The following is a 14174-nucleotide window of genomic DNA, read 5'->3' as shown; positions in this document are numbered from 1 at the left end:
CTTAAGGAGGGTGACTCCCTTATGCTTTAGCAACGTATACGGGCATTCTGAAAAATAGATCGAGGAGAAGTATGATGCGAGAAAAAGTTAAAGAAAATTTAATGCGGTTTATAATCATTTTAGGATTGTTTGCGCTGACCGGATTGCCGATCTTGGCAGAGGAATCGACCCCTGCTACGGACGAGAAAAATAAAAAATGGAGAATTCTTTTGGGTGCGATGGCCGGTCAGTTCGACTTGCAATTGCAGACTAAGCTTCCTTTTAATTATGTTAACCCGATTAACGGGCAGAGAGAAATTCCATCCTTAGGAAGCGCGACCGGCCTAACACAATCAGGATCATTGGATTTGGGATTGAACGGTTACGGTCCTCAAAAAGGATTTCAGTTTATGATACTGAGTGATCAGCTCGTCTTTCAAGCAGCCTACGCAAGAGTCGACGTAAATTTCTCGCCTTTGAATAAGCCGCCTGTCGGCGTGAATATTGCGGAAGGGCATGCGGGTGGAAATATTTATTCCACAAGTTTAGACTATTATTTTAAATTTAGTCAATATGTTCAACCGATGGTTGGCGTCGCTTACGGTGCATTTGGAGCATATTATAAAGTACGCAACGTAGTCGGTACAACCGGAGGAAACAGTTTTTATGAATCGTTTCCGGTCATCGACGCAGATGACGGATACAATTCGGATATAGGAAAAGCGGGGCTAAGGATAAAATTACCTATCCAAAGTTGGAATATTACGCCCTATTTCCAATACGCGGGAAACTATTATCATATTAATGTAAGGACGACGGCAGGCGCGATACAAGCTCAGCAAAACGGGTATCCGCAAAATCCGGGAGCTCTGCAGGACGCTTGGTACGGCCAAGGAACCGGTTCCGCTAGCATCGTTGATTCAATGATTCCGATTCAGAGGCAAGGGCGGAGCGTGGGAATGGTATTCTTCTTCGATTACAAGAAATTCCTAAGTCTTACGATCAATGCTAGGAGAAACTTCACTCAAGGAGCTTGGAATGTCTCGGCGACACTCGCGTTCTTCTTTCATCCGAATGCGGGGATTATGGCGACATATCTGTATGCGGAACCGGAAATATTACTATCATTTAATAGAGGTTGGGCAATCGGCCCGGTATTCACGGCATCGTTTTAGAAAAATGCTTATAGGGTTCATTGATTTACAATTCGACGGAATTTGTGCAATGGCCGACTCGCTTGCTTATCGACGTGCAGGATTATTATTTTCGTGAAGCTTTATTCGAGAGTTTTAAGATTGAATCGTCGATCGATTGCAACTGCAAATTAAAGTCTTTTTTTTGCTCTTCGGAAAGCCCTTCTTTAAACTGTTCGTAAGATTTTTTTAGGACCTCTCGAAGGTCCTTTTTTTTCTTCAATTGAAGAGAAATGAATTCATCCTGCTCGAAGACGGTTAATCCGATGGATTTTTCCTTTCCTTCAAGGTAATCTAACTTTTCATGAAAGGATCTTATCGCTTCGATGCGAGTCGGGTTCGAATCAGGCTTGAAGATATTATCTTCCAAATTATCCCACATTCCGCTTAGAGAAAGATGGGTAAAAGGAATTTTTACCAAAGTCGTTTTAGCCAGTTCTGAAACTTTATCCGAGCTAAATAAGTCGCTATTATTCGCTTTTGCCGGTTCAGGTTCGTTCGGGATTGATGAGCTAAGCTCAACTTCTTCCGCTTCGTTTTCCGTAGAAAGAGATGATTGCGGTTTCTGGGAGAGCAGTATTATGGAAAGTATCAGAGGTAAGAGCGGAAGAAGGAAGACTGCGAATAACGGATTCGTTTTGGTAAAGAATTTCATGATTATCCTCAAGAGGCGATTTGAAAGAGCCCGACACGATTGTATGCCGGGCTTTTCCGAAATGTATTAACGATACTGGTTAAACCAGGCGTAAATTTTGTCGGGGGAGGCCGAGAACCAGCCGTGTCCGGCGAAATAGTCCGTATACAGACCGGTAGGGATTCCTTGAGAGCGAAGTTTTTCGTAATATAAATCCATCGTCCACCATGGAACTACTATATCCAGCCAACCATGAAGAAAATATGTTGGAGGATGATTTGCCGGTAATGTAGGCACTATACATAAAGGGCCGCCGCAGGTCGCATAAGATCCCGACTGTATCGCTAAAGCCTTAAATTCTCCTGGGAAAGAGACTGCCATTCTGCTTGTATTGTACCCTCCGCTAGATACTCCCGTAGCAAATTTCTTATTGGGATTGATGGGGCCGAATGTTCCTTTTCGGATTGCAGCGAACAAATTAGTTAAATATCGGTAGTCGCCTGACAGTTCGTAAGCTATCGAAAATCCAGGAAGATTAGTTTCCCAAAACAAATCCGCTGCGGCATCGGGAGCAATAACAGCAAATCCGTTATTTAGCATTCGTTCGATAACTTGTAATTCATAATATCCGCCGAAAGGAGTTCCTTCGGTTCTAGTGAATTCTACCGGAAAAAAGGAACCTTGGTATACAATAACCACAGGCCAACCGCCTGCTGGTGGAGTTCCTTCAGGTACTTGGTATTTAACATTGCGAAACGTACCGGGTAACGCTTCAAGTAACATGCTCGAGTAAGTACAAGTGGTTGTTTTTAATAAAAAACCGCTGGTTTGACATCGAGCCGCATCCAGTTCGTTCGTTCCTGTAAAAAAGAAACTGCCTACTAACAGAGGCAATAACAGAGTTATTCTCTTCAACATTTTTTCATCCTCACCAGTCCTATGTTTTCGATAGCCTGGGTTTACCAGCATCAGAGCAAGTATCATGCCGAATAAAAAATCTATTTAATATAACAATTGTATTAAATGCTGACGCAGAATAATAAACGGAAAGCGGGTTTCAGATTTTCGGCCTCACATTGCCGTCCGGTTTTAATCGATTGAAAACCAGATCTGATCGAAATCAATCAGGCTGGATCGATTGAAAATCGCGAAACGGGATGAATGCAAGGATTCGAACGTACGGAATATCTCGATTATATGGCATACTTATTGCAATTCACTCCGTATAAAAACTTACCGAGAGTAATTTACTTTCGGTATAGGAGAACATTGATAGTATGAAAAATACTTTATATTTACAATTACTGATGTGTAGCCTGCTTTTCACTAATTGTACATCCCTATTCTTATATTGGATTAAGCCGTCCGGTGCATTCCAAGAAAATAAAGTTCCTTCATCTCCGGATTATTCCAAGCAGGAATCTTGGGCAGCGCTTCCGACAATAAAGGACGATTCGGACGAGGTTCCGAATTCTCCGGAATTTAAAAACTTACAGGATCAAGCGAAGGCGGATGTTTTTTTCGTTCATCCCACTACTTTCATCAAAGGAGAAGGTTGGAATGCGGAGATCGGTAGCAGTTTAATCGTTTATGGGATTTCGCCGTTGAAATTGCAGGCCTCGGTATTTAACGAATCGGCAAGAATTTATGCTCCCCGGTATAGGCAGGCGGTGCTTTATTCTTTCGTCGACCAAAGTGGAAGCGGCGAGCGGGCATTCTCGATTGCAAGAAAAGATGTGTTAAACGCATTCGAGTATTATTTAAAGCACTATAATCAAGGAAGGCCGTTCTTTATCGCCGGTCATAGCCAAGGATCTATGATGCTAATTTCCGTCTTAAAGGAATATCTGGATAAGAGAAAGCTTCCAAATTTTGTTGCAGCATACCTTCCAGGTTGGGCGATCCATTCTTCGGATTTCTCCAATTTAAAAATATGCAAGGACTCAAAAGACATCGGTTGCTACGTAAGTTGGAACTCGAAAAAATGGGGTTCGCAGCTAAGCGACTTTGCACTTGCTGCGGAGCGATATGTCGGAGGGATTTGCGTTAATCCGGTGAATTGGATCCAGAACAGCCCGGAAACCTCGAAAGAATTTCACAAAGGAGCGGTTGGAATCGGATTCTCTCATGTGGATCGAAATTACGTCGGGACCAAATGTCAGGAAGAAATGCTGCAAGTCGATCTGCCATCTAATCCCGAGTACGAGTCTCGAAGAGGGAATAAAAAAAATTATCACATCGCCGACTACGGACTTTTTTACCTGGATATAAGAATGAATATTCGTGAAAGATTAGATGCATACTTTTCCAAAAAAGGAAAAGATTGAAATATTTACACTTGAGATTCGGACTTTCGAAAATTGCTGCTTGATCTTCTTAGAAAGAATGCTAACTTGAAAACTCTTTTTTCATGTACCTGCAATTTCTGACTCTTTCATTTTTAATAGCAGTATTGCTTTGTTTGCTTGGCGTGTTATATTGCCTCGAAGTAAGAAATAAAATTTCGGGGATAAAAGAACTAACGATCTCTTTCGGATGTTTAGTTTTCTTATATTCGGCTTGCGTCTATGCTTCAATCGAATTGGATCCGAGAGGGGCGCAGCATCGATGGATTTCGGTGACTGCGTCTCTTTTTGCAGCCGTTTTTTTTCAGGGTTTTTTTTTCAAATTCCCGTCTAAGATTTTCACAAAGAATTCGAATATTATTTTTCAAATCGAACTTCTGATTAGTTTTGCGGTGTCCGTTTGGTTCTATTGGGAAACAAGACAAGAAAGTAAAACGTTTCACTTTAACGGGCACTATTGGGATTTAACGGCTACGTTTCAAGGTCGAATCGTCGCATTCTATTCGTTGCTACTTTCTTTCGGAATCGTTATAGTCGCAGTCATACAAATTCTGCGGAACCAAGGACAGAAAAGAATCGCGCTTATCGGAATCCTTTTCGCATTTTTCCTTACCTTTATCGTTCCTACTGTTTTTCTAACACTCTTTCGCTTGGGACAAGTAGATGCCTATGTATTCGTAAACGTTTTTGTAATTTCGGTTATCGCCGGCTTTTTTGTGTTTCATGTTTTTTTCGTCAGTTACGGAAATCTCCAGACGTCTTTGGTAGTCCGCATTCTTACCATCGTTCTTGCGATGGCTCTTTCCGTTTCGCAGGTAATGTTAGGAGGATTGAGTCATTCTATTGAAAACGAATATGATAGTCTTCAATTCGCCCGTTTGGCCGATTTGAAATCCCTGTCCGCTTCAAAGAACGTTATTTTCATATCCGACATTTTAGAGAATCCAAAGAACGGAATTTCCTCCGACCATCCTTACGTGACCGTCGGGTTCCGGTCATATTTTATTTCCAAAGACGGAAAGCCGATCGTCGTTTATCGAAATGAAACGGCAAAAGTCGAAGTCGGATTCAGCTATGAGTCCTATCGTAATTTTATACATCGTTATATTCTGGACTGGGCTATTCGCTTAATAGCGAGCCTGTTCGTTTTAATCGTCGGTTTTCTGATATTCATGAAAATCTCCATTCTCAACCCGCTCTCCGAATTATTGCAGGGAGTCGACCGAGTCGAAGGGGGAGAATTAACCGTTCAGGTCGAAGTGCGTAATCGGGATGAAATCGGTCTTCTTACGAAAGCTTTCAACTCGATGGTTAACACGATGAGAGAAGCTCGCCAAGAATTACAGCAGTATACTTCCAACCTTGAAAGGACGATTTTGGAGAGAGATTCGATTTATGACGCGGTTCCGCAAGAAAGAAATCTCGTTAATAAGACGCTTATTTATGCGAGTAGGAGTATGCAGGCAGTCGTGGACCGGGTGGAGCGAATTGCCAACAAAGAGCAGCCTGTTTTGATAACCGGAGAAACCGGAACGGGAAAGGAGATAATCGCCGCTTTCATTCACGAACTTGGAAGAGGAAGCGATCAACCGTTTGTCCCGATCAATTGTGCGGCAGTGCCTGTGAATCTTTGGGAAAGTCAAATTTTTGGCCATTCGAAAGGCGCTTTCACGGACGCGAAATCGGATTATGCGGGTTTAGTCACCGAGGCTAAAGGAGGAACATTATTTTTTGATGAAATTGGGGAGATGCCTCTTGAAATTCAGCCGAAAATATTGAGACTTTTGCAGGAACGAAAATATAAGAATGTCGGAGGTAGAACCGAATTAAACGCGGAGTGTCGAATTATTTTTGCGACCCATAGAAATCTGAAGGAAATGGCTTCTAAGGGAACGTTTAGGGAAGATTTGTACTATCGCATTAATGTTTTTGAAATCGGCATACCTCCCTTACGGGAGAGACGGTCCGATATTCCATTTTTAGTGAATCGATTCTTGGAAAATTATTCTAAACAGATGGAAATCGAAAAGCCTTCAATCAGCGAAGAAGTGATGGACTTGTTTTTACAATTTTCATGGCCGGGGAATATTCGAGAATTGGAAAATTGTATTATTCGCACGCTGGTCCACTTTAAAGGAGATACGATTAATGTTACGGACCTCCCTTCAGAAATAATGGAATTAAAGAATTCTAAAATGGAAAACACATCCTTAACGCCGGTGACTAATAGCGCATATATTGCCGGTTTTGAACCGCTCGTTTCGATGTATTCTAGAAGATTAATAGAAGCGGCATTAAACCAATGCGCCGGAAACAAATCAGAAGCTGCGCGTCTTCTAAAAATTTCGAGGGGAAAATTGCAATATCAGATGCGACAACTCGGAATGGAATAAAGAACGTATTTCCGTGTTTTCAAAACGAACTTGTTAAGGGCATTGCATTCCGGACGAAAGGGTTACCGTATTCGTAACAGTCTTAACTAGACTCGTCATACTGCTTTTCGTCGTATTCACCTTTAACGTATAATTGCCGCTTGAACCTGCACTCGATCCCCAGTCTCTACCTACGGCTATTCGATAAACACCTAAGGTAGAAATCGTAGTGGAGATTGAATCACCGACGTTCTGGTTTGCATTCGTGGGAGGGGATGGGCAGGTCCTATCATTGACACTACCGTTTAGTAAATTCGTCCCGTTCAACGCGCTTCCCGGACCATAGACGGATAACCGTAGAACGGAAGCTCCGGTCACGGCCGAGATCGTTATCGTTAAGACATCCGTTAATACGAATTGGGTATCATAAACATTCTGGCAATTCGTCAAAGAGGGGCAAGTCCATGAATCGTTAATGGATTGAGTGCTTTGGGTAGCATAGGTCAAGCCGGATAAAACTTGATCCAAGAAAAGACCTGTGGCGCTCGAAGAGTCTAACGAGAGTCTGTCCGCTTTATTGCAATCGGAAAGCAGAATCAACGAAAGCAATAGGGTTGCGTAATTTCTGTACAACGGTTTCTCCTCCATCTGGAATCATAACAATTGAGCAGTACATTTTTATCAACGTTAAATAAATTTATTGACAATTTTTCTTTCTTTTTTATCGCAAAGCCGAGATTTTTCGGTCCTTTTGGCGGAAAGGTGGATCGACTATTTTTTAGAAGAAATCGTTCTTGAATACCGTGAAAACTTTTTTCTAAGAGTTGGGTGTAATCTTGCTTAATGCGTTCGATAGTTTTAAAGCCATCTCCGACTCGGGATTGATTTTCAGAGCAGCTGAGAGTAAGATTTTGCTTCTTCCGTAATTCTTCAAAGTCATATAAACTCTCGAGAGACTGATTAGATTATTTAAATGTTCCGGATCTCTAAGTCTTAGTCTTTCTCCTAACTCGACTGCTTTGTTGAGTTCGCCCACTTTTCTGGCAATTACCGAAGAGATAAAAAGGATTTCGTTATCGATAGGTCGTAATTGAAGATAGTCTTCGGCGTAGCGAGCGGCTTGATCGTACTTTCCGTTCTTGAGAAAGAGTTTAATTAATTTTTTCTTTACCCTCGGTACTCTCGGATCAAGCGCTTCGATTTTTTCGAGGATAGCGATTGCATCCACTAGGTTCTCCTCGTTTTCGGCTTTTTTGGCCGCGGATAATAATTCTTTTACACGATTCGAATAGTCTTCATCGACGGAATGGTCGAGTAAAACACTGCCTTTGTACGATAAACGAATCATAGAAATGTCGTCGATCAATTCTCCCTCGCGCAATATTGCCTCGTAAATGCTATTTAGATTCCCTTCGCCTTCTTCCACCATTTTTAGAAAAAGTTCCTCATCATCGTTGATGATTCGATTACCGTCGGAAGCGTTGCCGATTAAAATATCATCCCTACCGTCGGAGCCCACGATAATGCTATCACCGGGAGATAATTGGAAGGTTTCGATCCTAATGTTTCCTTCGATTCCAGTGGTTCCTAGTTTGCGACAATTGAATTTTTCGCCGATAAAACCGGCCTTTTCATCTTTATAAAGGACTGCTCTCGGATGTTCCGCATTTATATAAAGTAAAGATCCGGTTGTCTCGTCGATCAAACCCATCATGCAGGAGACGAGCATCGAACCTTCGAAACTTTCGAATACTTTATGAAGCTCTATAAAAGTATCCTTCAACCATCGTTCCGGCGATTTTGAACGGACGGACTCCACATTTTTGGTCCTCTCTACTATGGATTCCAAGACCGCCCCTAAAACCAACGCTCCTCCCGCACCTTGCATCGATTTTCCCATCGCGTCTCCGTTTAGGAACACGACGTAAGGATGTCCATTTAGCTGAATATTATTCGAAACGTTCAGGTCTCCGCCGATTTCATCCTCTCGATTTTTAAACGTGAATTTCTTTTTTTGTTCAAGAAAGAAATCGACCTTAACATCCTTACTTTCGGATTTATTGGATCCGAGGGGTTTGATTAAGAGCGATGTAAGGAAAAAATCCCCGTCCTGTAATCGCTTTAGTTCCCGCACTTCGCTGAGAGTATTTTCCAATTCGATCGTACGTTCTTTTACTTTATGCTCCAGTTCCTTTGCGTATCTATCTAGACGTTTTCTCCCAGCCTGAATGGATCGCGCCATCCGATTGAAGGATCTCGCGATAAAACCCACTTCGTCCTCTACTCTGGGCTGCAATCTATAATTTAAATCTCCAGCGTTAATAGCCTGTAATCCGTCAACGACTTCGTTTAACGGAATGACTAAGGCTAATCGGAAGAAATATCGGAATCCGATCGATACGACAAGAACTACCGCTATGAGCGAATAGACGAAGATCAAGGAAGGTGAATGATTGAAGTTTCTCAACATGCCGTATTGAAAGCCGATTTCGAAGAGCGAATCGTTATCGGGTCGTTTATACATATAAGAAACTGTGAAAGTATTAGTTTCGTTTCCTTCGTGATTCGATTTTAGAATCCGATAAATCCTCTTTCCCGGTTCTATCATCGGAGATATAGGCAGTAGAATTTTCTCGGAGGCTTTTCCGTCTGCGTCGAAGGATTCGTTCTCCAAACTCCGCTTCAGAGTTGAGAGTCCTGCTAAGATAGAGGGGTCTTTATCCTTCAATAGATTAAGGACGCTCGATTTGTCCGCTTTGTTCGGAAGATGAAGATATTTACTTCGGATAACGCCGAATCGGTCCGTAAGCAAATTGAAGAACGACGCCATTTCCGAATCGGAGACGGCCGATTCTTTTTTCGAAGCTAAGAATTCCTTAATTCCGGCTTTATAAACGAAGAATTCGGGAGGCGCCTCCTCCAAGATGCTTTGCGATTTTTTCCATCGCTCTTTTCCTTTTAAATTTCCAAGATTGCAAAGTAGAATCCGAAGGTGCGTAAAACGCATCTCGAACTCTGTACGAGTATTTAAAGATGCGATCTCCTTTTTATAAGGGAAATCGAATTTATCCGATTTAGGGGTATAGGAAGTCAAGTAGATCAATCCATCGGGCGTTTCTCCTTCATTGACGATGGCTTTGATTTCTTGGTTTCGAATTTGATCGAAGGAATCGTCATATCCGTTTAAAACGAAGTATCCTACGAGTTGCAATGTTAAGAGACAAGTTGCCATCGTTATGGCGGTGATCCTACTTAAGATCGTGGTTCTTTCTTTCGTAACGTTTGCATAAAGGATCACGATTAAAAATAAACCGATCACTAAGGACAAATCGGTAGTTTGCTGATAGGAAGCTCTCGATACCGAACCGTCCCTGCTGAGTGAGTTCATGATTCCCGGAAGAACACCGACGACGCAAAAGCCTATAAGAAAATAAATAACGGCTCTTCTTTCCTTGCCCTTGGATACGAAAGCTCTCCAGATTCCGGCGATGATAAAAAACAAAGTCATCAATAAGATAAAAAGCGAAAACCATTTGTAGAATCCGTGGCTTTCAAAGTCCCAGTAATGGCTTCCGATATTATATGCCTTCGGAGCGTTTAAGGAGGAATAAATATAATAAACGCCGAAGAATGAAGCGATGGTATATAGAATGATTCGAATCGTATTTCCGATCTTTACTCCCTTCGGCTCGGGAAAATAAAAGAAAAAGGTGAAGATCTCGATGAAGATGACCATTGAGGACGGGATAACGATTAATCTATGATAAACCGTCCATTCGGCCGAAGAACTGAACCCGATCACATAACCTAAGTGAAAGAGGAAGAAAAAAAAACTGAATAGACCCAGATGAAGAGCAGGTCGGGTTCTTTCCTTAAGTGAAAGGAAAAATTGTGAGACGAAAAGTCCGAAGGAACTCGCTAAAGCGGACCCAAAGAAATAAAAATTGCATTGAAACAAATCCATACTATCGAAATCCAATCAGCATTAATAAATGAAGAGAGAAAACAATAACGACGAGAAACGATATTTCAACTATATTTCTCTATTTCAATACAGCCGGGCCGGGAACGTATTTTTCTTTTTCGACGAAGTTTAGGTCAAAATTCCTTCACTTAATCAATGTTTCGCTGATCTATAGAAATAGCGATCGCTTAGAAGCTTTTTCCTTTCGAACGTACGATATCGTTTACGCGAATATGTCGGGAGCGAGAATCGATATCGGTCAAATTCCGGTCAACGATTCGTCGATCGATCGAATGCGAGTTCGTTTTGATTTTCGAAAAACGACGGAAGGTCTGTGACCGTAAGTCGCTCTGAACGTCCTGCTAAAATGAGCCGAATCTGAAAATCCTGCTATATGAGCCGCCTCGGTTAAATTCGAGCATCTCGGCATATTCTTTGCCGCTACTTTGAGCCTTAAATTCAATAAGTATTTTCTAACCGAAATGAAAAGTGTTTCTTTGAATAAATGTCTGAATCTATCTTCGGATAAATTTACCAACTTCGCTAAATGCCCGAGCTTAATCTCTTGAGGATGAGGTATATGCGCCAAAGAGTGCAAATGATTCACGACCGTCATAACCCGGTTATCCAGAGCTTTCGCTTCTTTATAAGGTAAAATCGATCCGAAAATCGTATTAACTAGATTTTGTAATATAATAAATGCTTCAGCGTCCGTGGTGTCGTCCGACATTGCTTTCTCAACGATTTCCGATAGATTCGGAATTTTATTCGAATCAAAGACTTGAATCCCTGCATTTAAGCTACCTGCGATTCTTTCGAAGAGCACCGAATCCGGATCTATATTTAAATTTAGAACGTGGGTCTGTTTAGCCATTTCGCGGTACATTTGGTTGGGAGGAATGAAGACTCCCGTGAACTCGATTGCGGGTTTGTTCGGAAGAAAAAGGTGAGCGGGTTTGTCTACCGCAATGAGAATGGAGGCTGCATATAAACTATGCATCGCGCTCGTTTCCTCCCAAGCTGCAAATAAAACATGGCAATCCCAAATATAAAGGGAATTCTTCATTCCAGATCCTCTTAACACAATGCTTCCAGTTTCTATTTTTAGCGAAAGCAAAAGAATTCAACGATCGAGTAAATGTCAATCGCTAGCCGAAACGTTCAAGTATATTTATCAACGCGAGCCGTTACATTCAAGCTTTATCGAAGCAACACATGTATCGTCCTAGTAACGCTGAAGGTAGGCGATCGGGATTGTACGGATGTTAATTATAAACGAATATTTCCATGACTAGCGCTATATTCGCTTCTAATGAAGTTATCTTACTTTTGGATCCGATTTGACATTCAAATCACTAAATATTCTAAAAACCGATCCAGGGGTTAAAATGCGGTATCGTTAAAGTGGCTATCACCCGTGCGGAATTCCGAATTTTTAGAATCTTCATTGATTCGAGGATCCGGGATTTCCGTACGGTTCTTCTTTCGTTAAGCGATCCGGCGATTACCGATCGAAATGTTCTTATAGGAGAGAATTATGAATGAGTTAGGGGTAGTAGGAGCCGGGCAAATGGGTTCGGGAATTTCACAAGTATTAGCGCAATTCGGTTATCATGTACGATTATTCGACATCAGTGAGCAGCAGTTGGAAAGGGCGATCGGCAGCATAGAGCAAAATTTAGGGAGACTGGCTAAGAAGGGACTATTTGCCAAATCGGAGATCAAGGCGGCAATTTCCAGAATCGACAAAGTCAAAGACCTCGAAGAACTACGGGATGCGGACTGTATCATCGAAGCCGTCAGCGAAGACGAAAAAATTAAAATAAGCTTATTCGAACGTCTGGATAAGATTGCAAAAAAGGATTCCATTCTGGCTTCCAATACTTCTTCCATTTCGATAACCAGGATCGCTTCGGCGACGAGTAGACCGGAAAACGTGATCGGATTACATTTCATGAATCCGGTCCCTCTAATGAAATTGGTGGAAATCATTCGCGGTCATAATACTGCCGACGGCACTTATGAAGCGGCTCGAGCTCTAGTACATAGGTTAGGAAAGGAATCCTGTGTGTCGGAAGACTATCCCGCGTTTATCGTTAATCGCGTACTGATTCCGATGATTAACGAGGCCATATTTGCGGTCTATGAAGGAGTCGGAAAACCGGAAGAAATCGATAAAGGGATGAAGCTTGGGACGAACCAACCGATGGGGCCGATCACTTTGGCGGACTTTATCGGACTGGATACGTGCCTTGCGGTTATGAATGTTTTGTTTAGCGGGTTTAAGGAGCCAAAATATAGACCTTGCCCCTTGCTCGTAAAAATGGTCGAAGCCGGACATCTGGGAAGGAAATCCGGAAAAGGATTTTATAATTATACGAATTAGAATTCGTTCATTAATCGAATGAACGGGTTTCTCGAACCAGTAAAGGAAGATGGAATTATGAATTTTGAATTAAGTGAAGAGCATGTAACATTAAGAGAAAGTGTTCGAGAATTCGTGGAGGAGAAAATCAAACCGATCGCCTCCAAAATCGACGAAGAGCATAAAATGCCGGATGATCTGATCTCTCAGATTGCCGAAATGGGATTTTTAGGAAGTTATCTGCCGGAGAAATACCAGGGAGCCGGCTTGGATATTCTTTCTTACGTTATTATAATAGAGGAAGTTTCGAAAGCTTGCGCCTCTACAGGAGTATTGATTTCCGGTCACACTTCGCTTGCTTGCGATCCCATCTATCGATTCGGTACGGATGCACAAAAAGAGAAATGGCTTCCTGACTTGGCGTTGGGTCGCAAAATCGGTTGTTTCTTGCTGACAGAACCGGACGCGGGAAGCGACGTGGCCAATCTTACTACGACATATAGGAGGGAAGGCGATTATTATATTCTGAACGGGAGTAAGAATTTCATCACGAATGGCGCACATCTTGGAACAGGCGTCGTATTTGCCACTTCGGATCGAAGCCTGAAACATAAAGGCGTCACAGCTTTCATTATAGATTTGAAGTCGCCGGGCGTGGTTATTTTGAAGAACGAAAATAAGCTCGGGATCCGAGGCAGTTATACAACGGCTTTCGCTTTGGATGAGGTTCGAATTCCTGCGGAGAATCTTTTAGGAGCGGAGCACCAAGGTTTTAAGATCAGTATGGAAACCCTTAACGGTGGGCGCATCGGTATTGCGGCTCAGGCCTTAGGAATCGGAGAAGGGGCATTCGAAAGATCGATATCATATGCGAAAGATCGTAAACAATTCGGAAAGCCGATCGCCGATCTGCAAGCAATTCAGTTCAAGCTAGCGGATATGTTCACCAGGCTCGAGCAAAGTAAGATGCTTACTTACCGTGCCGCTTGGGCCAAGGAAAACTTACCCAATTATGCCTTGGAATCGGCGATGTGCAAAGTTTCCGCCTCCGAAGCCGCGACATTCGTCACAAAGGAAGCCATTCAAATTCACGGTGGATACGGATTCATTACCGACTACGAAGTGGAAAGAATGTTTCGAGATGCAAAGATTACGGAAATCTATGAAGGGACCAGCGAAATACAACGAGTCGTGATTTCTAAGATGCTTTTACAATAAGGAAAATTCTATAAATCCTAGTTATCCCGGATTCACAAGAAAGGGAAGGTAATTAAGTCTTTACACCCTTCTGTGAGTTATTGATGTCCAATATTTTCGTCGGA

General features: G+C 42.2%; 10 protein-coding genes. 5 read left to right on the top strand and 5 right to left on the bottom strand.

Features of this window, described 5'->3' with window-relative positions; translation table 11 throughout:
* The first annotated feature begins 71 nt into the window (after positions 1-71).
* Positions 72-1154, top strand: a complete 1083-nt coding sequence (locus LEP1GSC058_RS00985; protein WP_232224582.1) for a hypothetical protein — start codon at positions 72-74, stop codon at positions 1152-1154.
* A gap of 85 nt (positions 1155-1239) precedes the next feature.
* Here LEP1GSC058_RS00985 and LEP1GSC058_RS00980 read toward each other — a convergent pair whose 3' ends face one another.
* A complete protein-coding gene (locus LEP1GSC058_RS00980) occupies positions 1240-1827 on the bottom strand; it encodes a hypothetical protein (protein ID WP_016547520.1) in 588 nt (195 codons plus the stop codon).
* Between the two features lie 66 nt (positions 1828-1893).
* On the bottom strand, positions 1894-2724 hold the full coding sequence (locus tag LEP1GSC058_RS00975; RefSeq protein ID WP_016547742.1) for an extracellular medium-chain-length polyhydroxyalkanoate depolymerase: 831 nt from the start codon (positions 2722-2724) through the stop codon (positions 1894-1896).
* A 359-nt stretch (positions 2725-3083) separates the two neighbouring features.
* Between LEP1GSC058_RS00975 and LEP1GSC058_RS00970 the strand changes: the two genes are divergently transcribed.
* Together LEP1GSC058_RS00970 and LEP1GSC058_RS00965 are read left to right on the top strand one after the other, a co-directional pair.
* Complete coding sequence (locus tag LEP1GSC058_RS00970; protein WP_016547714.1) at positions 3084-4133, top strand: DUF3089 domain-containing protein; 1050 nt, start codon at positions 3084-3086, stop codon at positions 4131-4133.
* 83 nt (positions 4134-4216) lie between these two features.
* Positions 4217-6544 (top strand): sigma-54-dependent Fis family transcriptional regulator, encoded by a 2328-nt coding sequence (locus LEP1GSC058_RS00965; protein ID WP_016547627.1) that lies wholly within the window; start codon positions 4217-4219, stop codon positions 6542-6544.
* Between the two features lie 33 nt (positions 6545-6577).
* Here LEP1GSC058_RS00965 and LEP1GSC058_RS00960 read toward each other — a convergent pair whose 3' ends face one another.
* The 3 genes from LEP1GSC058_RS00960 to LEP1GSC058_RS00950 all read right to left on the bottom strand — a co-directional run bounded on the left by LEP1GSC058_RS00960 (position 6578) and on the right by LEP1GSC058_RS00950 (position 11553).
* Complete coding sequence (locus LEP1GSC058_RS00960) at positions 6578-7156, bottom strand: hypothetical protein (protein WP_016547772.1); 579 nt, start codon at positions 7154-7156, stop codon at positions 6578-6580.
* Between the two features lie 184 nt (positions 7157-7340).
* Positions 7341-10487: a SpoIIE family protein phosphatase gene (locus tag LEP1GSC058_RS00955; RefSeq protein ID WP_016547525.1), complete on the bottom strand. Its 3147-nt coding sequence runs from the start codon at positions 10485-10487 to the stop codon at positions 7341-7343.
* 259 nt (positions 10488-10746) lie between these two features.
* A complete protein-coding gene (locus tag LEP1GSC058_RS00950) occupies positions 10747-11553 on the bottom strand; it encodes a helix-turn-helix domain-containing protein (RefSeq protein WP_016547607.1) in 807 nt (268 codons plus the stop codon).
* A gap of 471 nt (positions 11554-12024) precedes the next feature.
* Here LEP1GSC058_RS00950 and LEP1GSC058_RS00945 point away from each other — a divergent pair, with 471 nt between their 5' ends.
* Together LEP1GSC058_RS00945 and LEP1GSC058_RS00940 are read left to right on the top strand one after the other, a co-directional pair.
* Positions 12025-12873: a 3-hydroxyacyl-CoA dehydrogenase NAD-binding domain-containing protein gene (locus tag LEP1GSC058_RS00945; RefSeq protein WP_016547551.1), complete on the top strand. Its 849-nt coding sequence runs from the start codon at positions 12025-12027 to the stop codon at positions 12871-12873.
* A gap of 57 nt (positions 12874-12930) precedes the next feature.
* Positions 12931-14070, top strand: coding sequence for an acyl-CoA dehydrogenase family protein (locus LEP1GSC058_RS00940; protein WP_016547569.1), 1140 nt, complete (start codon positions 12931-12933; stop codon positions 14068-14070).
* The last annotated feature ends 104 nt before the right edge of the window (positions 14071-14174 follow it).

The organism is Leptospira fainei serovar Hurstbridge str. BUT 6 (assembly GCF_000306235.2).
GTDB lineage: Bacteria > Spirochaetota > Leptospiria > Leptospirales > Leptospiraceae > Leptospira_B > Leptospira_B fainei.
The sequence above is the reverse complement of the archived record's forward strand: the minus strand, read 5'-3'. Positions and strand labels throughout refer to the sequence as shown.